The following is a 17,825-nucleotide window of genomic DNA, read 5'->3' on the forward strand; positions in this document are numbered from 1 at the left end:
CTAGCGAATTAGTGGCGTCCCCTAGGGGAGTCGAACCCCTGTTACCGCCGTGAAAGGGCGGTGTCCTGGGCCACTAGACGAAGGGGACCCGGGCTTGACTTGGTACGTCAAAGCGGCGCGTAGAATAGGTATCTGCCGGGCAATCGTCAAGGAAAAATTTTGTCGCAGACCATCATTGACCCGAAAAAGTCATGCTGCTCTAGTAATGGCGCGCTATAACCCTGCCAATTCCATCAAATTGGCGAAAAAACATTCACTTATCGGGAGAGAAGCATGTCCATCAAGTTGTACGGGGCCGCCCTGTCACCTTTCGTCCGCAAGACCCGGGTTGCTCTGGCACTGAAAGGGATCGAGTTCGAATCTGTCCACATTGACCCTAACAACACGCCGGAGGGCTATGAAAAGATCAGCCCGATGAAACGGATTCCTGCGCTGGAAGTGGATGGCCAGTTCCTGGCTGACTCCGCTGCCATTTGTGCCTGGATGGAAAAGACACATCCGGAGCCGGCGCTCTACCCCAGCGATGCCATGGAAATGGGACAAACCATCTGGTTTGAGCGTTTCATCGATTATGACCTGGCCATGCGCTGTACTTTTGCTGTGTTCCGTAACCGCGTGGTCATGCGCTTGCTCGGTAAGGAATGCGATGAAGAAAAGGTACAGCATGCCTTGAGTACAACGATCCCGCCGCTGTTTGCCTACCTGGACAAGACACTGGACGGCCGTAAATTCCTGGTGGGCGACAGCATGACCGTAGCCGATATTGCCCTGGCCAGCCAGATGGTCAATTTCCGCCATGGTGGCGAAACGATTGACCCGGCGACCTATCCAAACCTGGCCGCACACACTGAGCGCATGCACGCTCTGGCGCCCTTCGCCCAAGCCATCGAGAAAGAAACCGGCTTTATCCAGAAAGTCATGGGGTGAAGCAATTAATAATTAATAACGACGCGTGAAAGCGTATATAAACCTGCAACGCAAGAGGCCGCGCCCAAGCCATGGACGCGGCCTCTTGCGTTTCAAAAGCAGGAAACCTGGATCGCGCGTTATTCACTATTCATTATTAACTGCCTTTGCCTCCACTGTCACCAGCGCAGCCTTGCCGTTAGGTGCCACACGTACCACCGCCACCGCGCTATCGCGCAACTGTCTCTCCAACGCCAGTGCTTTTTCCTTAGGAGCAAACAACTCCTCAATACCATATTTCACGGTACTGCCTGCGCTCCAGGGCTGGCCGGCCACGCGACCCCGAAGGTACAACCCGGTTTCCGGCTCAGTGGCCTGGGGCTCACCGCCCCGCCACAGCGCTTCATCAGACTGTTTTTCCAGAGGCAAATACACCACATCGCCCGGTCGCAAATCTGACGCTTTCAGGGTGCTGAAGTCATAGCCCAGGCGGGCATAATTGCCGCGAAACAGATCTCGCGGGTCCACCGGCCGGGTTTCCAGGCGAATTTCCTCACCGACCCACAATGGATAAACCCCGCCGAGGAACACTCCCGCCATCACCGCGACCTGTAACCCAAGGGCCACCATCAACCCCATCACATGACAGCGCTTCATGATTGCCCCTCCCCGGCGGCGGTCTTGCTTACCGCTTCCTGATTCTGTTGTCGCCGCCAGAAGCGGGCTGCGCCGTATAGCACCGCGGCGGCCACCAGGAACATGGCCGCCGCCCCCAGATAGTCCCCAAACAGATCCAGATAACGCATCAGCGCCAGCAGCAGTATCAACACAATGCCGCTATAGAAGTATTGGGTCAGCCCGCGCTTGAGACCTTCCTGAATCAGCACAATGGCAGACAGCAGCGCCAGCAGATTCACCGCCACCACAAACACCCATGCCGCATCCCCAAACGCCGTTTCCGTGGCCCCAAAGGCATGAATACCCAACAATACAAAGGGCAACAGCATCACCAGCAGGCGGGGGCCACTGGAGCCCAAACGGCGAACGACCACCCACGCAGACGCCAACAGCGCCGCCAGCAACCCGGCCCACAACCCCGGATCGGCCAGCCCGACCAGCTCATGCAGATACCCTTCGGAAAACTCCCTGAATGAGAACATCAGCAGCAACAGTAAATAGCCACGCAGTGACCACAGCCCCACCAGGCTGCCTGAACGTCGCAGATAATGAGCCTCGCTTTGCGCCGCCCAGTGACTGAAGGCATACAGTAACGCCAGCAAGCCCATGTTCAGGGACAGGTGACCGGCTTCAAAATCCGGGCCCCAGCCGTCACCGTACACCCAACCGAGTAGCAGGTTCAGCCAGCTCACCAATACCGCAATAACAACCAGCAACAAGCCACCGGAATGCGCCCGCAAGGCAACGGCACCCGCCACGCCCAGAAACAGCACCATGGCCCAGGGCGGTGTGTATTGGCCTTGCGCGCCCATCCACAAAAACGCCACCGCCAGCATCAGCAAGGCAAGTAATCGGCTGCGCACCAGCCAGGCCATGGGTGCGACACCCAGCGCCCAATAGAACAGGCCATCCGGGAAGTGCTCCCCCAGATGATAAATCTGCGCAATCAGCATGATCGAGGCGCCATAACTAATGCCCCCCAGGAACAACCAGCCGCTGCCCTCGCCCTGCTTCACATGGCCCCGGATGCCGATCAGGTTCAGCGTAATGGTGGTGGCGATCAGCCCTAACATGCGTATCGCGCGGGGAATGTCTTCCCAGTTGGCAGAGACCAGCAACAATATAGCCAGGCCCACAAACAGCAGCGCCACGGTAACCAGCACCTTGTAGGCCAGTGAGCCGTCCGCATCGTCGTCCAGGTGGGTGTCATAGCGAGCAAGGATCCGGTTGCCCTGCTCCTCGCTGATATCCCCGTCGACCACCCACTGGCGGCATTCGCTTCGCAGCTCACGCCGCAATAAACCAAGAAGTTGCATGCAAAATCCCTGTGCTTTTTCCCGATCAGACAGCAAGGTGGACGCAAAGGCAATCCATGCGGGTGTTATGGATTCGACGCAACACGCAGAAAAAAGCCAGCCACCGTAGGAGCGGCGCTCGAGCCGCGAACCCGACGAGCCTTGGCGAGGCACATCAGAGGGCGGAAATGCCGCGCTGCGCGCGGTTCGTCCTTCAAGCGGGACTCCTACAGCAGCCCGGCAGCGTTTATCGCTTGCCCCCAGATCACACCGGCAAACCGATGCGCTTGGCTTCCAGGCGTCGCAGGAATTCCAGCATCACCTGCCGGTACAGGTCTTCACCCAGCCAGGCATCTTCCACCCCCGCATCGATATTAGGGTTGTCGTTCACTTCGATGACCACCACATCGTCGCCGGATTGCTTCAAGTCCACACCGTACAAGCCGTTGCCCATTAGCCGGGCCGCCTTCAGCGCGGCTTTGAGCACCTTGGGCGGCACCTCCTGCACCGGCAGCGTCCTGCTGTTGCCGGACGCGGTTTTGCCGCTGCTCTGGTGGTGGTAAATCTGCCAATGCCCCTTGCTCATGAAATACTGGCAAGCAAACAACGGGCGGTGGTTCAGCACACCAATACGCCAGTCGTAATCGGTGTACATGAACGCCTGTGCCAACACCACCGAGGACTGTTTCAAATAACCGCGCAAGGCCTCTGCCAACGCTTCACGGGTGGCCACCTTGCTGATTCCCCGGGAAAAACTGCCATCCGGGATCTTCAGCACCATGGGCAGTTTCAGCTCCGCCACCAGCTGGTCGATCTGGGCGTCATCGTCGCTGAACACAAACGCAGTCGGTGGCACCGGGACATTATTGGCGTGCATCAGCTCCGCCAGATAAATCTTGTTGGTGCAGCGCAAAATCGAACCCGGATCGTCGATCACCACCATGCCTTCCTGCTCCGCCTTGCGGGCAAACTGGTAGGTATGATGATCCAGCGCGGTGGTTTCACGAATAAACAGGCCGTCGTATTCGCCAAGGCGTGTATACGCGTCACGACCTACCAGATCCACCTTGATGCCCAGCTGCCGTCCTGCACGGATAAAACGCTTCAGGGCAGTCTTGTTGCTGGGTGGCAACGCCTCTTCGTCGTTGACCAGCATGGCCAGCTCATAGCGGTCGCCACGGCGCCGGCGGGGGTTACGCCACACCCGGGCATTGAATTGCTCCAGCGCGCGGGCAAAGGCATCTTCTTCTGCCCCTTTCAGCTGTTTCAGGGTCAGCGGTTTCAGTGCCTCGATAGCCCACTGCTCGCGGCGGCGAAAATCCACCTTCAGCAACGGACACGGTAACTGATCGAAAATCTGCCGCCCCAAATCTGCCAGGCCTTCCTGCTCGGTGTGACCGAAGAACAGCAGCAGGCTGAAATGGTCACTGCTACCCCCCTTGCGTTTCATGGCCTTGTCCAGCGCCGCTTCGAACTGGCCGAAATGCAGGCCATAGAGCGCCTTGCGGCTCAGATCATTCACCGTGCGCACAGAAGGCAACACACGCTGACCCCGAGCCTCTGCCAGCAACGAGCAATAGTAGCCCGGGCTCAGGTATTTATAGCTGCGGCACAGGTTGATCACCTGCACTTTCTTGTCGGTACAGACCGGCTGCTGCGCTTGCAGGTAGTCCTTGGCAGACAACAAATGGCGGGCGGGATAGTAGGCGGCCCAGTCGGCGGGATCGTCTACCAGAATGATGACCTGACTCATGAAAAGCCCTGAACAAAGACGGCACCCGAAGCGGGGCCTGATAAGCGCAAATGTAGGGCCGGAACCGGGTTGTCAGCAAGAAAAAATTACGGGGTGAAACGAGGGGATCGGCAAACAGACGTGACGACCGTGAGATACCGGGCTTCGCGGCGCGAAACCCGGTCAGGGGTTTAATACCCGGAAGGAGTATATTCCTTCTCGCCGCCCTTAGGGTCAGCCTTGCTGGCACCCGGGTGGCCGGCTTTTTCCAGTGCGTCCTGCACTTCCGGCGGCATGTAGGTTTCATCATGCTTGGCCAGCACTTCCTCGGCTTCAAAGCGAGTCCGGCTCACCAGCGTGCCATTGGCCACAATGCCCTGCCCTTCGCGAAACAGGTCCGGCAGGATGCCCTGATAATGCACGGTGAAACGCCCCTTGCCATCGGTAAGCCCGAAGGTAACGTCCAGGGTTTCCGGGTTACGGATGACCGTACCGGGCTCCACCAGGCCACCCACACGCATCTGGGCATCCAGCGGGGCTTCCCCTGCGGCAATCTGCTGGGGTGTGTAGAACAGATTGATGTTCTGACGCAGCGCATAAAACATCAGGCCGCAGGCAATGCCCAGCCCGATCAGAACGGCGAGTACCACCAAAAGACGCTGCTTACGTACCGGATTCATCATCTACCTCAGGTTTATGCTCAGTGTGTTGCTGGCGGCGTTGCTTCTCTTGAGCCTGTTGTTTTGCCATCGCCTCAAGTCGCCACTGCCGCGCCAGCGTTTGGCGCACCTGTCCCTGTCCGCGTATTGCCAGCACCATGCTGGCACCAATCAGGAGCGCGCTGATTCCGTAGGCGCTCCAGACATAAAAACCGTGTTTCCCCATGGCCAGAAAATCGGCAACGCTGTCAAAGTACATACTATTGCCCCCCACCCTTCACCAGCTTGCGCACCCACTTGCTGCGCCGCTCGCGCCACACCACTTCGGTGCGTGCACGTACCAGTACATTGACCGCATACAGCAGCCAGGTTCCCAGCATGCTGATCAACAGCGGGTATTTCATGGCAGGGTTGATGGTGGATTCTCCCACCAGTTTCAGAGTCGACCCCTGATGCAGGGTCTGCACCCATTCCACCGAATATTTCACGATGATCACATTGATCACCCCCACCATGGCCAGCAAACCGGCGGCACGGGCCGCCTGGCGCGGGTCGCGGATCACGTTTTGCAGGGCAATCACACCCACGTACATGAACAGCAGAATCAGCATGGAGGTCATACGGGCATCCCATTGCCAGTAGGTGCCCCAGGTGGGCTTGCCCCACAGCGCACCGGTAGCCAGGGAAATGGCAGCCAGCGCCGCCCCGAAAGGCGCAATGGCCTTCATCATCACTTCGGCCATCTTCATTCGCCAGACCACAGCCACCAGACCCGCCACGCCCATGGCCACGTAGCCCATCAGCGCACCGCTGGACGCCGGCACATGAATAAAGATGATCCGGTAACTGTTGCCCTGCTGATAATCACTGGGGGCAAACGCCAGCCCCCAGACGATGCCCACGGTAAACACCAACAACGCGATGGGCGTCAGCCACGGCAGTAGCGCAGAACTGAACGTATAGAAGTAACGCGGCGAACCGAGCATGTGGTACCAGCGTTTTATCGTTTGCCAAACCATTCAGACACCTACCTTCACCTAGCGACCTTCAATAACGCCCTCTTTCCCTTCGGGAAAGGTGCGCTTAATTCCCGGAACTGATCTTCAAACCTGCGGCCACCGCCAATGGTCCCAGGCTCACCGTCAGGGCCAGCAAAGCCCCAAGGATAGCCAGGATGCCATTCACCGCACCGCCATCGACTGCGGCACTGACCGCCCCGGCGCCAAAAATCAGCACCGGAATGTACAGCGGCAACACCAACACCGCCAACAGAATCCCCCCCCGATTCAGGCCCACGGTGAGCGCCGCACCGATGGCGCCGATAATGGTCAGCGCCGGGGTCCCCAACAGCAAACTCAGCATCACTGTACCCAGCACCCCATCAGGCAGCTGCAGCATATGCGCCAGCACTGGGGAGATCAGCACCAGCGGCAAACCGGTCAGCAGCCAGTGCGCCAGCAGTTTGGCACTCACTGGCACCACCGCCATCACCGGCGCGGTGAGCAGCAATTCCAGCACGCCGCTTTCCTGGTCGCGCCGGAACAGGCCATCCAGCGACAGCATCACCGCCAGCAACGCCGCCACCCAGAGTACGCCGGGAGCCACCAGCGCCAGCAGTTCCGGTTTCGGCGAAATCGCCAACGGAAACAGGCTGATCACCATCACAAAGAAAAACAGCGGATTGATGATTTCTGCCGGGCTACGCCATAACACCAATAATTCCCGGACCAGGGCCGCACGAAATACGCTCATGGCTGCCCCCCTTCCGTCACTTCCGCCTGCCCGTGGGCCAGATGCAGTTGCCGCACGCCATCGCCAACCTGATGGTGGGAGGTATAGATCACCAGCGCGCCGGCCTGCGCCGCCTGCTGGATCTGCTGGTCCAGCGCCGCCACCCCATCCTGGTCGATGGCGGTATAAGGCTCATCCAGCACCCACACGGCCTTGTGCTCCAGCCACAGGCGCGCCAGCGCAATACGGCGCTTTTGCCCGGCGGACAAGTGCGCCGCCGGCACATCTTCAAAACCTTGCAAGCCCACCGCCGCCAGCGCCGCCATGGGGTCGCCTCCCTGCTCGCTTAACGCGCAGGCGTAACGCAAGTTCTCCAGTGGATTGAGCTCTTCACGTACCCCTGGCTGGTGACCCAGGTAGAGTAATTCCTGTTGCCATTGAGGTTGCCACCACTGGCATACGCCTTCATAGAAGCCGTGCAGCCCCACCAGAATGCGTAACAACGTGGTTTTGCCGGCACCGTTGGCGCCGGTGATCTGCCAGATTTCACCGGCCGATGCGGTCAAGCTCAAACCGCTGAACAACAGCCGGTCATCGCGCTCACAGCTAAGCTGCTCCAGCACAAGCCGGGGGGCGGTTTCGGCATCAGAATGGGTGGATGGCTGGCTCAAATCGGGCTCCCTAAAACAGCGCCGAAGTATAGCACGACAGTTCAAAACGGGCTTGATCGCCAGCAAGAAGCCGATAGCCTGTAGCTAGTGCCACCCCAGAGGAGACATCGATGTTCGTAACCCACACTGCCCGTGCCATCCGATTCCTGTCCATCATGCTGATCAGCGGGGTCCTGGCCGCCTGTGGCGGCGACAAGCCTCTGGCCACGGTGGACCAGGTAGATCTGCAACGCTATGCCGGCACCTGGTATGAAATCGCCCGCCTGCCGCAATGGTTTCAGCGCGACTGCTACGACTCCACCGCCACCTACAGCCCCAATGACGATGGCACTATCAAGGTGGTGAACCGTTGCCAGCGCGAAGGCGACGAAGCCAGTGAAGCCGAAGGCACCGCGCGCATTGTCCCCGATTCCGGCAATGCCAAGCTGAAAGTGCGCTTTGATAACTGGGTATCGAAACTGATTCCCACCATTACCGAAGGCAACTACTGGATAATCGCCCTGGATAAGGACTACCAGACGGTGGTGATCGGCGAACCCAGCCGCGAATATCTGTGGATACTGGCGCGCCAGCCGGAGCTCAACGATGACCAGTACCAGGCACTGGTGCAGGTGGCCGAGGACAAGGGCTTTCCGGTAGATCAGCTGGAACGCAACCGCACCCTGCGCCCCGGTAAGCCGTAATGGAACATCACGTCTATTTTGCCGTGTTCGGCTTCGACCACGACCCGCAACAACTGGACCTGTTACTGGGCCAGAATGCGGACGATTACTGGCGCGAAGGCGAGAACTACAGCGATGCCGCCCCCGAGGCACTGCGCAAGGAAAATCGCTGGATTCTCTCCAGCCAGCTGGACCATACCGCCAGCCACCGGGATCATTTTGAAAAGCTGCTTTACAAGCTGCAGCGCCTGGCGCCCCGACTTTCTGCGCTGGATAACCCCGACGCCGATAATCCCGAACCGGAGAACAGCGTGTGGGAAACGCATTACCGTTACGGCATCGGTGTGTCACAGTACTTCTTTATGGACGACCCGGCGTTTTATCTGCCTGCCGACATCATCAACGGCTATCAAACACTGGGTTTTGATATCAGCTTTGACCAACTGGGAATCGACGGCAGCCATGGCAACGGAAATTGAACGCAAGTTTCAGGTCAATGACTTGACCATTATCAACACCCTGCCCGGGGAGCGACTTACCCAGGGCTACCTGAGCCATGACAAGAACGCCACCGTGCGAGTGCGCACCACCGGCGACACTGCCTGGTTAACCATCAAGGGCAAAACCGTGGGCGCCACCCGTAGTGAGTTCGAATACCCCATTCCGGTGGCAGACGCGCGGCAGATGCTCACCGAGCTGTGTGGGGCCGGTGTCATTGATAAAACCCGCTACCGGTTGCCACAAGGCGATCTGTGCTGGGAAATTGATGTGTTTCACGGTGACAACGACGGACTGATCGTGGCAGAAATCGAACTACCCAGCGAAGCGACCGCCTTTGACAGACCCGCCTGGCTAGGAGAAGAAGTTACCGGCGACAGCCGCTATTATAACAGTGCGCTAAGCACCACACCCTACAAAAGCTGGCCGTAATCACCGCCATCATTATCCAAAAATACAATCGGCAAGCACGAACACGGGGGACAGCAATGGAATCCAACCTCTACCAGGCTCCGGCCAGCGAGATCATCGCACCGGAATCAGATCGGCCAGGCGTGGCGCTCTATGTGATCGCTCCCTGGAAATTCAATCTGCTTTTCTGGGCGACCCTGGGCATCTATGACGTCTACTGGAATTTCAGAAACTGGCAGAACCAGAAAGACATCCGGCAGAAAAAAGTGCAGCCCGTAGCACGTGCCCTGTTCAGCGTATTTTTCTTTGCCTCGCTGATGAAAACCATCAATGACGAAAACAAGGGCACGACAAAACCCTTACCGGTCACCATCATGGCGACCCTGTATGTCCTCTCCTACCTGATCAGTACCGTGTCTGACCGAGCCGCCGCCAGTATGGAAACCTTTGGCATTCTGGATCTGATTTCACTGGCGCTTCTCCCGGTCACCTGGGCCGTCCTGTTCAAGGCTCAAAAAGCCATCAACTTGTCCCAGGGGGATGAGCACGGCCTGCTCAATAACCGACTAACCCTCGCCAACGGTATCTGGATCTTGCTGGGCATCAGCCTGTGGGCGCTCATTTTGCTCGGCCTGGCCAGCGGTTATTTTCCAGAGCAAACGGATACCTTTCTCTCCAGTCTGATAGAGACCGTGTCATGATCAGGTCATCCACAAAGAAGGCACTCGCCTACCCACTGGCAGGCGCTACGCTTGCCCTGCTACTGACCGGCTGCATTCCCACTGTCCAGCGTCTGTGGGACGCCCAACCCGTGAGCGGCACGGTAATCGATGGCGACACCGGCGCCCCGATCAGCGGCGCCACCATCAGCCTGATTGCCTCCCCCGATGCCCCTGAGCCGCCGCGCACTGCCACCAGCAATGCGCACGGGGAATTTACCCTGCCCGGCAGCTCCCACATCGGTTTCCATATGGCCATGCCGGCCAGCTATCTGGCCTCGGACCAGTGGACAATCAGCCACCCGGACTACCCCGACGCCGTGGCCGAAACGCGCACCATCGCCCCTCCAACCGGTGAACAGCACCGGGAAATCACCGTACCGCTGTTCTCACATATAGAAACCACACCAGTGGAAGACTGCCCCTACTTCCATTACCAGCAACAGCTCACGCAGTGGATACAGCAACATTTCAATGAGGAAGCACGGCGACCCTTCCAGGACTCCCTGCTCACGCTTTGCCGTGATCCCGGGCGTATTGAGAAAATTCTCGCCTCTCAGGAACCGTGATTCAGCCAACCAGTCTGAGCTATACTGAAGACCAACGTCTGCCGTGGACGACCCGGCAGGCACCTCCATCGCATCAACCACATAACGGGGACGGCCCCATGACAGGAGACACGTCATGGCATGGGCCTTGGTTATTCTTGCAGGCATTATTGAAACCGGCTGGGCATTGGGGCTGAAAGCCAGCCACGGCTTTACCCGCCCGCTTCCTTCACTACTGACCCTCATCGGCATGGTCGCCAGCTTCTGGCTATTGGCCAAAGCCATGCAGACCTTGCCCGTGGGCACCGCCTACGCAGTGTGGACTGGCATCGGCACCATCGGCACTGTGCTGTTGGGTATTGTGCTGTTCCAGGATGCGGTTAACGCCCCACGGTTACTCTGTCTCGGGCTGATTCTGGCCGGCATAGTAGGGCTAAAAATCTTCACCCCCTGAAACGTCGACGGATATGCAGGCGTGTTCCCGCCACCGGTTCCCTGTACTATTACCCGTGAATCATGGCGGTCACGCCCCTCCGTTTCCCTCACCACAGGTCCCGCATGCTCAATAACGACGTCCTTCGCCGCACCCGGTACATCTTCGATTTCGACGACACTCGCATGATCGGCGTTTTCGCCGAAGCCGGCGAAACCGTCACCCGGGAGCAGATCAGCGACTGGCTGAAAAAGGACGACGACCCGGCCTTTCAAAAATGCACCGATCGCACCCTGGCGATTTTTCTCAACGGCCTGATCAATGCACTGCGCGGCAAGAAACCCGGGCAACAACCGGAACCGGAAAGCCGCCTCACCAACAACATGATTTTCATGAAACTGAAGATCGCCCTGAACCTGCAGGCCGAAGACGTGCTGGCGGTGCTCGAGCTGGCCAACTTCCGCATGAGCAAACACGAACTCAGCGCCTTCTTCCGCAAACCCGGCCACAAGCACTATCGCGAGTGCAAGGACCAGATTCTGCGAAACTTTCTCAAAGGCTTGCAGATCCAGTTCAGGGATGGGGAATAGCGGTCTCACGCTGGGCACCAGACGCATAAAGCCTACGGCTCCCTAACGCACCGCCCTGATGCCACTCAAGGTCTTGAAGGACAGGTCACGGGCGGTACCGAGAAACTCCTGCACATAAGGCGTCTGTTCGTCCTCAGCTCGCACCGCCGCATAGAGCGTGCGCCACACCCCCTTTTCTCCAAGCCGCACGGTTTTCAGCAAGTCATGCTCGGTGTATTCCGTTAGCGCCCAGTTCGGCAGCGCTGCCACACCCCGGCCTGCCGCCACCAGTTGTGCGGTCATCGGGGTCAGCTCGGCGGTGCGGATAGCAGCAGGTTCGGCGCCGGCCGGATCCAGAAAGGCGGTGAACACATCCAGTCGTTGCCGCTCCACCGGGTAGGTAATCAAGGTCTGGTCGGCGAAGTCTTCCGGAAGAATCCACTTCTGCGCCGCCAGCGGCGACTGCCGTGACACCGCCAGCACCAGCTCGTAGCGAAACAGCGGTACATAAAGTACAGCCTCGTTTTCCACCGGGTCGGAACTGATCACCATGTCCAGGTCCCCGCGCACCAACGCCGGCAACGGGGCAAAACTGAAAGCCGCAGACAGATCCAGCTCTACTTCCGGCCAGTGTTCCCGAAACGCATCCAGGGCCGGCATCAGCCACTGAAAACAGGAATGGCACTCAATGGCGATATGCAGCCGCCCGGTCTGCCCGGCGGCCAGGCGCTTAAGCTCCCTCTCCGTCTGCTGCACCCGGGGAAGAATCTCCCGCCCCAACGCCAGCAATCGCAACCCGGCGGTGGTAAAGCGCACCGGACGGGAGCGCCGCACGACCAATTCCATGCCCAAACGGTGTTCCAGATCTTTCAGCTGGTGTGATAAAGCCGACTGGGTGACATGCAGCCGATCTGCCGCCTCCACCATTGAGCCCGCCTCATCCATCGCCCGCAGGGTGGCAAGATGTCGTAATTCCAGCATCTGATCCTCCAACATGTTCCATTGTGAGACGGGGGGTTACATCGCCGTGCGCCCCTGCAACAAGCTCTCGCATTGCAACGCCGCAAACCTCGCACCCACCCGGTGTTACGCACCCCAACAGTCAGATTGCGCGTTTCAGGGATAACGCCAAGATGAGAATATCTCATGAAATGTTGAAATAATACCAATTAAACTCAAGTCTCGCCTTGGGCATAATGGCCACCAATCAGGTTGCATTGCGGTACACGCACTGCGATGCAAGCCATGCCCAATACTGACGCGGACGCCCTGTCATCATGAGCAACGAATTCACTTTCAGCATCAAGCGCATTAGTTTCGACGAGGATTACCGTCCATCCGACAACACGCGCATTACCACCAACTTTGCCAACCTGGCCCGGGGTGAGCGACGCCGGGAAAACCTGCGCGACACCCTGACGATGATCAACAACCGGTTCAACGCGCTGGCACATTGGGACAACCCCAACGGCGACCGATACACCGTGCAACACGACATTGTGTCGGTGGATATCGACATCGAAGGCAAGGGCGAAACCTTCCCGACCATTGAAATACTGAAAACCCGTATCTTTGACCGGCACACCAACAAGCATATCGAAGGGGTGGTCGGGAACAATTTTTCCTCTTACCTGCGGGACTATGACTTCAGCATCGCCCTGCAGAACCATAACAAGGACCAGCCGCACTTCAGCATCCCTGAAAACTTCGGCGATCTGCACGGCAAGCTGTTCAAGCATTTCGTTAACTCAAGCGCTTACCAGGAAAACTTCAGCAAATTGCCGGTGATCTGTATCAGCGTATCGGATAACAAGGTGTACACCCGCACCGAGAATCATCACCCCGTTCTGGGGTTTGAGTACCTGCCCAATGAATCGTCACTGACTGAGAGTTACTTCAAGAAAATGGGGTTGAGCGTGCGCTATTTCATGCCGCCCCACAGCGTGGCGCCGCTGGCCTTTTTCTTCTTTGGCGACCTGGTGAACGATTACACCAACCTGGAGCTGATCAGCACCATCAGCACCATGGAAACGTTCCAGAGAATCTATCGGCCCGAAATTTACAACGCCAATTCCGAAGCCGGCAATCGCTACCAGCCCAGCCTGAAGCACTCGGACTACTCCCTTACCCGCATTCACTATGACCGGGAAGAACGCAGTCAATTGGCCGTCAAGCAAGGAAAATTCACTGAGGAGAACCTGATCGAGCCTTACCGAACGGTGCTGAATCAGTGGTCTGCGAATTACGGCATTTAACTCATACACGGCAGTACAGATAATGAAACGATTGTTACCCACATCCACGGCGGGCAGTTTGCCCAAGCCTTCCTGGCTGGCCGAACCCGAAACGCTCTGGTCCCCCTGGAAGTTGCAGGGCGAGGCTCTCATTGAAGGCAAACAGGACGCCCTGCGCCTGAGCTTGCATGAGCAGCAACTGGCCGGCATCGACATCGTCAGCGATGGTGAGCAAACCCGTCAGCACTTCGTGACCACCTTTATCGAGCACCTGGACGGAGTGGATTTCGAGAAACGCGAGACGGTGAAGATCCGCGACCGTTACGATGCCAGTGTCCCCACAGTCGTGGGGGCGGTTAGCCGCCAGAAACCGGTGTTTGTGGACAATGCCCGCTTTCTGCGTGAGCAGACACAACAACCGATCAAATGGGCCCTGCCCGGTCCCATGACCATGATCGATACGCTTTACGATGCCCATTACAAAAGCCGGGAAAAGCTGGCCTGGGAATTCGCTAAAATACTCAATCAGGAAGCCAGGGAACTGGAGGCGGCAGGCGTTGACATCATTCAGTTCGACGAGCCTGCTTTTAATGTATTTTTTGATGAAGTGAATGACTGGGGCGTGGCCACACTGGAAAAAGCCATTGAAGGGCTCAAGTGTGAGACCGCCGTGCATATCTGTTATGGCTACGGCATCAAAGCCAATACCGACTGGAAAAAAACGCTGGGCTCCGAGTGGCGACAATATGAAGAAGCCTTCCCCAGGCTGCAGGCCTCAAGCATCGACATGGTGTCCCTGGAGTGCCACAACTCCCACGTCCCTATGGATTTGATTGAGTTGATTCGCGGCAAGAAAGTGATGGTGGGCGCCATTGATGTGGCGACCCAGACTGTTGAAAGCCCCGAGGAAGTGGCCAACACCTTGCGCCAGGCGCTGCAGTTCGTGGATGCCGACAAGCTGTACCCGTGCACCAACTGCGGCATGGCGCCTCTGCCTCGCCAGGTTGCCAGAGGCAAGCTGCGGGCATTGAGTGCCGGTGCCGAAATCGTGCGCAATGAACTTGCCTGAATCCTGTGGGAAGAGCGAGCGCCCGACCGCGCCGCCTCTTCCCTGAGCCACCCGTTTGCGTTACGCCCTATTCTGGAATCACTATGTCACTGACCACCACGGCCATCGACCCTCTGCATTTTCGCAAAGCGCTCAGCCATTTCGCCTCCGGACTCACCGTGATTACGTCGCACATCGATGACGAGCCCATTGGCTTTACCTGTCAATCGTTCTACAGCGTATCGACAACCCCACCGTTGGTGTCATTCAGTGTGAAGCGAGATTCTTTCAGCTACCCCAAGATCCGTCGGGCGGGCCGGTTTGCGGTGAACATCCTCTCGGATGAACAGAAGGCGGTATCCAACCTCTTTGCGCAACAGGGCGCAGACAAGTGGAAAGAAATCGACTGGAACACCTCTCCCCTGGGCAACCCGTTGATTGGCGGCAGCCTGCACTGGCTCGACTGTGACATTCACGCCGAACATGAAGCCGGCGATCACCTGATCGTGATTGGTGAAGTGCGGGCACTGAGTCTGCAGCAAGCGGCAACCACACAGCCGCTGCTGTATTTCAAAGGGCAATACTGCAATCTGGATGCGACGTTCAGCCCCTGAGTCCCCTCACTTCCGATTCGTTCTTTCTGTCATCACGCCGCCAACCTGTGCGGCTTTTCCAAGGGTTTAACATGGAATTTTTGCTTTATTTGATTCTGGGTGCGGCGGCCGGGGTATTGGCGGGTCTGTTTGGGGTCGGCGGCGGCATCATCATCGTACCGGTACTGGTTCTGAGCTTTACCGCCCAGGGCGTTGATCCACAAGTATTGACGCATCTCGCCGTTGGCACCTCACTGGCCACTATCATCTTCACCTCCATCAATTCGGTGATGGAGCATCATCGCAAAGGCGCGGTGCAATGGCCCATTTTCACCTGGATGACAATAGGCATACTGCTTGGAGCGGGGCTTGGCTCACTGACGGCTGCGTCAATTCAGGGGCCGATGCTTCAGAAGATCATTGGCGTATTTGCCATCGTTATTGCCATTCAAATGGCGTTCGACCTGAAACCCAAAGGCAGCCGCGCCGTGCCTGGCAAGCTGGGACTGACCGCCGCTGGCGGGGTCATTGGCTGGGCCTCGGCGATCTTTGGCATCGGCGGCGGCACTCTGAATGTGCCCTTTCTCACCTGGCGCAGCCTGCCCATGCAACAAGCGGTGGCCACCTCGTCGGCTTGCGGACTGCCCATCGCCGCGGCCAGTGCCTTGAGTTTCATGCTGATTGGCTGGAACCAGCCACAACTGCCCGAGTGGAGCCTGGGGTACGTGTACCTTCCTGCCATGGTCGGGGTCGCCTTTACCAGCATGTTCTTTGCCCGTTTTGGCGCACGCCTGGCACACCGGTTGTCGCCACGGCTGCTGAAACGGTTGTTCGCCCTGTTGCTGCTGTGCGTGGGAGTGAATTTTCTCGTTTGAGGCGCACGTGTGACGTTATGCATTACTGATATCGTGGTGACGCTTGCATGGCAATGAGTGCAATACTCAGTTGCGAGCGGCGAGTGACGAGTGACGAGTGACGAGTGACGAGTGACGAGTGACGAGTGACGAGTGACGAGTTTCAAAATTCAAAAACCTGCAACCCGTAATGCATAAAGGTTTTCGCAACTGGAAACCCGCTTCTCGTGCCTCTCAGCTTTCTGCCTGATCTTCGATCACTTTCAACAACCGGTCCGGCCCCAGCTCCAGGGGGGTCGGCTCACCGGGCAGCTGCCAATGGCCTGCATGACGCTCGGCGGGCTTGCTGTCCATAATCGGCAGGCTGGTCAAGTCAGCCAGGGCATCACGGAACAGATCCGTGCGATAGCACTGGGCGGCAAACGTTTTCGTTTCTTCCAGCGAACACTGTCGCCAGCGCTGCATTTCCTGCAGCAGAAAAACCGCATCGGAACGCCAGGGGAAGTTGGCGTGAAAACCGGCAAACACATGAAAATGATGAGCAGGAAACGGCTGGCCAGTCAGACCGCCGGGCAAGCGTTGGCTGAACGGCGCACGAAGGATTTCTTCCGGTACATCCAGCCACGCGGGATGGGCCAGTAACGACAGACTCTCCACCAGATTCTCATCCGCATGGCAGGCCGCCTTGTACAGCGCCCGCAGCAACGCGCGATGGGTATCCGGATGACGTGACACCCAGTCACGGGATACCGCCAGCACCTTCTCCGGAGCATTTTCCCAAATCTGATAACCGGATAAAATACAGTGCCCGGCACCGGTCAGTGCAGCCAAACTATTCCACGGTTCGCCCACACAGAAACCATCAATGTGGCCCATGCGCAGGTGATCCACCATTTGTGACGGCGGCAGCACCACCAACTTCACATCATGATCCGGATCCAGCCCGGCTACGCTCAACCAGTGACGCAGTTGATAGGCATGGCAGGAAAACGGAAAGACCACGGCGAGTACCAACGGGGCTTCCCCACTGGAGGCACGGGCCGCCACCAGCTTGTTCATGGCCGCGGCGATGTCATTGGGCGTGGGGCCTTCCGACAACGCACACAAACCTTGAAACAGCATCGGCGAAACGGTCACGCCATTACCGTTCAGGCCCATGGAAAACGCCGTGGCGAGGGGTTTCTTGATGCACCCCAACCCCAGGGACGTGGACAACAGCATGGGCGCCAACATGGGTGCTGCATCCAGTTGCCCCACCAGTAATCGATCGCGCAGGCTGGCCCAGCTCCATTCCGGTTGCAGCTCCACATCCAGCCCTTCGGCGGCAAAGAACCCGGCCTCCTGGGCCACCACCAGCGGCAAGCTGTCTGTCAGTGGCATATAGCCGATACGAATTTTCATTCTGGTTGCTCCGTGAACGCTGCACGGCGAGTGCTGGACGCCTGACGGCGAACTGGCCTGGCGCCCACTACGGCAGGAGCCCGGCTCACCGTCTTTTCCGGTGTCTCAATCAGGCTGCGCGCCTTCATCAATGGCATCACTCGTCGCATCTTGTCTCCTGTTTTTCCGTCGTGCGCCCGGCCT

23 protein-coding genes and 1 tRNA gene are annotated in these 17,825 nt (G+C 58.2%); 12 read left to right on the plus strand and 12 right to left on the minus strand.

Features of this window, described 5'->3' with window-relative positions:
* Window positions 1–12 precede the first annotated feature (12 nt).
* A tRNA-Glu gene (locus CL546_RS13940) sits at window positions 13–88 on the minus strand.
* 185 nt (window positions 89–273) lie between these two features.
* Between CL546_RS13940 and CL546_RS13945 the strand changes: the two genes are divergently transcribed.
* Entirely contained in the window at window positions 274–927 is a 654-nt protein-coding gene (locus CL546_RS13945; RefSeq protein WP_290496021.1) for a glutathione S-transferase family protein, read from the plus strand.
* Between the two features lie 126 nt (window positions 928–1,053).
* On the opposite strand, the gene CL546_RS13950 is transcribed toward CL546_RS13945, so the two are convergent.
* The 8 genes from CL546_RS13950 to ccmA form a co-directional block, all read right to left on the minus strand.
* The gene (locus tag CL546_RS13950) at window positions 1,054–1,563 is read right to left on the minus strand and encodes a GDYXXLXY domain-containing protein (protein ID WP_290496023.1); all 510 of its coding nucleotides are present in this window, start codon (window positions 1,561–1,563) and stop codon (window positions 1,054–1,056) included.
* Entirely contained in the window at window positions 1,560–2,900 is a 1,341-nt protein-coding gene (locus CL546_RS13955) for a DUF2157 domain-containing protein (protein WP_290496025.1), read from the minus strand. The genes CL546_RS13950 and CL546_RS13955 overlap by 4 nt, the downstream gene beginning before the upstream one ends.
* Window positions 2,901–3,144: 244 nt before the next feature.
* A complete protein-coding gene (locus CL546_RS13960) occupies window positions 3,145–4,632 on the minus strand; it encodes a RimK family protein (protein WP_290496027.1) in 1,488 nt (495 codons plus the stop codon).
* 170 nt (window positions 4,633–4,802) lie between these two features.
* Window positions 4,803–5,291, minus strand: coding sequence for a cytochrome c maturation protein CcmE (gene ccmE / locus CL546_RS13965; RefSeq protein WP_290496029.1), 489 nt, complete (start codon window positions 5,289–5,291; stop codon window positions 4,803–4,805).
* The gene (ccmD, locus tag CL546_RS13970) at window positions 5,275–5,529 is read right to left on the minus strand and encodes a heme exporter protein CcmD (RefSeq protein ID WP_290496031.1); all 255 of its coding nucleotides are present in this window, start codon (window positions 5,527–5,529) and stop codon (window positions 5,275–5,277) included. The genes ccmE and ccmD overlap by 17 nt, the downstream gene beginning before the upstream one ends.
* 1 nt (window position 5,530) lies before the next feature.
* On the minus strand, window positions 5,531–6,289 hold the full coding sequence (ccmC, locus tag CL546_RS13975) for a heme ABC transporter permease CcmC (protein WP_290496033.1): 759 nt from the start codon (window positions 6,287–6,289) through the stop codon (window positions 5,531–5,533).
* A gap of 64 nt (window positions 6,290–6,353) precedes the next feature.
* Window positions 6,354–7,022: a heme exporter protein CcmB gene (gene ccmB, locus CL546_RS13980; RefSeq protein ID WP_290496035.1), complete on the minus strand. Its 669-nt coding sequence runs from the start codon at window positions 7,020–7,022 to the stop codon at window positions 6,354–6,356.
* Complete coding sequence (ccmA, locus tag CL546_RS13985) at window positions 7,019–7,672, minus strand: cytochrome c biogenesis heme-transporting ATPase CcmA (RefSeq protein WP_290496037.1); 654 nt, start codon at window positions 7,670–7,672, stop codon at window positions 7,019–7,021. Before ccmA ends, ccmB begins: the two co-directional genes overlap by 4 nt.
* Window positions 7,673–7,782: 110 nt before the next feature.
* Between ccmA and CL546_RS13990 the strand changes: the two genes are divergently transcribed.
* The 7 genes from CL546_RS13990 to CL546_RS14020 all read left to right on the plus strand — a co-directional run bounded on the left by CL546_RS13990 (window position 7,783) and on the right by CL546_RS14020 (window position 11,533).
* Window positions 7,783–8,355, plus strand: coding sequence for a lipocalin family protein (locus tag CL546_RS13990; protein WP_290496040.1), 573 nt, complete (start codon window positions 7,783–7,785; stop codon window positions 8,353–8,355).
* Entirely contained in the window at window positions 8,355–8,813 is a 459-nt protein-coding gene (locus tag CL546_RS13995) for a DUF4279 domain-containing protein (protein WP_290496042.1), read from the plus strand. Before CL546_RS13990 ends, CL546_RS13995 begins: the two co-directional genes overlap by 1 nt.
* Entirely contained in the window at window positions 8,797–9,264 is a 468-nt protein-coding gene (locus tag CL546_RS14000; protein WP_290496044.1) for a CYTH domain-containing protein, read from the plus strand. The genes CL546_RS13995 and CL546_RS14000 overlap by 17 nt, the downstream gene beginning before the upstream one ends.
* Window positions 9,265–9,320: 56 nt before the next feature.
* Window positions 9,321–9,944, plus strand: coding sequence for a hypothetical protein (locus tag CL546_RS14005; protein WP_290496046.1), 624 nt, complete (start codon window positions 9,321–9,323; stop codon window positions 9,942–9,944).
* Window positions 9,941–10,531: a carboxypeptidase-like regulatory domain-containing protein gene (locus CL546_RS14010; RefSeq protein WP_290496048.1), complete on the plus strand. Its 591-nt coding sequence runs from the start codon at window positions 9,941–9,943 to the stop codon at window positions 10,529–10,531. The genes CL546_RS14005 and CL546_RS14010 overlap by 4 nt, the downstream gene beginning before the upstream one ends.
* A gap of 115 nt (window positions 10,532–10,646) precedes the next feature.
* Window positions 10,647–10,964, plus strand: coding sequence for a DMT family transporter (locus CL546_RS14015; protein WP_290496050.1), 318 nt, complete (start codon window positions 10,647–10,649; stop codon window positions 10,962–10,964).
* 104 nt (window positions 10,965–11,068) lie between these two features.
* A complete protein-coding gene (locus tag CL546_RS14020) occupies window positions 11,069–11,533 on the plus strand; it encodes a YehS family protein (RefSeq protein WP_290496052.1) in 465 nt (154 codons plus the stop codon).
* A gap of 42 nt (window positions 11,534–11,575) precedes the next feature.
* Here CL546_RS14020 and CL546_RS14025 read toward each other — a convergent pair whose 3' ends face one another.
* On the minus strand, window positions 11,576–12,493 hold the full coding sequence (locus tag CL546_RS14025) for a LysR family transcriptional regulator (RefSeq protein WP_290496054.1): 918 nt from the start codon (window positions 12,491–12,493) through the stop codon (window positions 11,576–11,578).
* Between the two features lie 296 nt (window positions 12,494–12,789).
* On the opposite strand from CL546_RS14025, the gene CL546_RS14030 reads away from it, so the two are divergent.
* The 4 genes from CL546_RS14030 to CL546_RS14045 all read left to right on the plus strand — a co-directional run bounded on the left by CL546_RS14030 (window position 12,790) and on the right by CL546_RS14045 (window position 16,262).
* A complete protein-coding gene (locus CL546_RS14030) occupies window positions 12,790–13,767 on the plus strand; it encodes a DUF1852 domain-containing protein (protein ID WP_290496056.1) in 978 nt (325 codons plus the stop codon).
* Between the two features lie 22 nt (window positions 13,768–13,789).
* Window positions 13,790–14,815, plus strand: a complete 1,026-nt coding sequence (locus CL546_RS14035; RefSeq protein WP_290496058.1) for a methionine synthase — start codon at window positions 13,790–13,792, stop codon at window positions 14,813–14,815.
* 83 nt (window positions 14,816–14,898) lie between these two features.
* The gene (locus CL546_RS14040; RefSeq protein ID WP_290496060.1) at window positions 14,899–15,408 is read left to right on the plus strand and encodes a flavin reductase family protein; all 510 of its coding nucleotides are present in this window, start codon (window positions 14,899–14,901) and stop codon (window positions 15,406–15,408) included.
* Between the two features lie 71 nt (window positions 15,409–15,479).
* Window positions 15,480–16,262, plus strand: coding sequence for a sulfite exporter TauE/SafE family protein (locus tag CL546_RS14045; RefSeq protein WP_290496062.1), 783 nt, complete (start codon window positions 15,480–15,482; stop codon window positions 16,260–16,262).
* Between the two features lie 213 nt (window positions 16,263–16,475).
* On the opposite strand, the gene CL546_RS14050 is transcribed toward CL546_RS14045, so the two are convergent.
* Both CL546_RS14050 and CL546_RS14055 read right to left on the minus strand, forming a co-directional pair.
* Window positions 16,476–17,642, minus strand: a complete 1,167-nt coding sequence (locus CL546_RS14050; RefSeq protein ID WP_290496064.1) for a CmpA/NrtA family ABC transporter substrate-binding protein — start codon at window positions 17,640–17,642, stop codon at window positions 16,476–16,478.
* Entirely contained in the window at window positions 17,639–17,791 is a 153-nt protein-coding gene (locus tag CL546_RS14055) for a hypothetical protein (protein WP_290496066.1), read from the minus strand. The genes CL546_RS14050 and CL546_RS14055 overlap by 4 nt, the downstream gene beginning before the upstream one ends.
* Between the last annotated feature and the right edge of the window lie 34 nt (window positions 17,792–17,825).

It is taken from the genome of Alcanivorax sp. (assembly GCF_002726155.1).
GTDB lineage: Bacteria > Pseudomonadota > Gammaproteobacteria > Pseudomonadales > Alcanivoracaceae > Alcanivorax.

Excerpts from the sequence above, each read along its gene's own strand:
- CL546_RS13960 (WP_290496027.1), bottom strand. The coding sequence starts at position 4,632 with ATGAGTCAGGTCATCATTCTGGTAGACGATCCCGCCGACTGGGCCGCC.
- ccmD (WP_290496031.1), bottom strand. The coding sequence starts at position 5,529 with ATGTACTTTGACAGCGTTGCCGATTTTCTGGCCATGGGGAAACACGGT.
- ccmB (WP_290496035.1), bottom strand. The coding sequence starts at position 7,022 with ATGAGCGTATTTCGTGCGGCCCTGGTCCGGGAATTATTGGTGTTATGG.
- CL546_RS13955 (WP_290496025.1), bottom strand. The coding sequence starts at position 2,900 with ATGCAACTTCTTGGTTTATTGCGGCGTGAGCTGCGAAGCGAATGCCGC.
- ccmE (WP_290496029.1), bottom strand. The coding sequence starts at position 5,291 with ATGAATCCGGTACGTAAGCAGCGTCTTTTGGTGGTACTCGCCGTTCTG.
- CL546_RS14035 (WP_290496058.1), top strand. The coding sequence starts at position 13,790 with ATGAAACGATTGTTACCCACATCCACGGCGGGCAGTTTGCCCAAGCCT.
- CL546_RS14055 (WP_290496066.1), bottom strand. The coding sequence starts at position 17,791 with ATGCGACGAGTGATGCCATTGATGAAGGCGCGCAGCCTGATTGAGACA.
- CL546_RS14005 (WP_290496046.1), top strand. The coding sequence starts at position 9,321 with ATGGAATCCAACCTCTACCAGGCTCCGGCCAGCGAGATCATCGCACCG.
- CL546_RS14050 (WP_290496064.1), bottom strand. The coding sequence starts at position 17,642 with ATGAAAATTCGTATCGGCTATATGCCACTGACAGACAGCTTGCCGCTG.
- CL546_RS13950 (WP_290496023.1), bottom strand. The coding sequence starts at position 1,563 with ATGAAGCGCTGTCATGTGATGGGGTTGATGGTGGCCCTTGGGTTACAG.
- CL546_RS14015 (WP_290496050.1), top strand. The coding sequence starts at position 10,647 with ATGGCATGGGCCTTGGTTATTCTTGCAGGCATTATTGAAACCGGCTGG.
- CL546_RS13995 (WP_290496042.1), top strand. The coding sequence starts at position 8,355 with ATGGAACATCACGTCTATTTTGCCGTGTTCGGCTTCGACCACGACCCG.
- CL546_RS14045 (WP_290496062.1), top strand. The coding sequence starts at position 15,480 with ATGGAATTTTTGCTTTATTTGATTCTGGGTGCGGCGGCCGGGGTATTG.
- CL546_RS14020 (WP_290496052.1), top strand. The coding sequence starts at position 11,069 with ATGCTCAATAACGACGTCCTTCGCCGCACCCGGTACATCTTCGATTTC.
- CL546_RS13945 (WP_290496021.1), top strand. The coding sequence starts at position 274 with ATGTCCATCAAGTTGTACGGGGCCGCCCTGTCACCTTTCGTCCGCAAG.
- CL546_RS14010 (WP_290496048.1), top strand. The coding sequence starts at position 9,941 with ATGATCAGGTCATCCACAAAGAAGGCACTCGCCTACCCACTGGCAGGC.
- CL546_RS14030 (WP_290496056.1), top strand. The coding sequence starts at position 12,790 with ATGAGCAACGAATTCACTTTCAGCATCAAGCGCATTAGTTTCGACGAG.
- CL546_RS14025 (WP_290496054.1), bottom strand. The coding sequence starts at position 12,493 with ATGCTGGAATTACGACATCTTGCCACCCTGCGGGCGATGGATGAGGCG.
- ccmC (WP_290496033.1), bottom strand. The coding sequence starts at position 6,289 with ATGGTTTGGCAAACGATAAAACGCTGGTACCACATGCTCGGTTCGCCG.
- CL546_RS14000 (WP_290496044.1), top strand. The coding sequence starts at position 8,797 with ATGGCAACGGAAATTGAACGCAAGTTTCAGGTCAATGACTTGACCATT.
- CL546_RS13990 (WP_290496040.1), top strand. The coding sequence starts at position 7,783 with ATGTTCGTAACCCACACTGCCCGTGCCATCCGATTCCTGTCCATCATG.
- CL546_RS14040 (WP_290496060.1), top strand. The coding sequence starts at position 14,899 with ATGTCACTGACCACCACGGCCATCGACCCTCTGCATTTTCGCAAAGCG.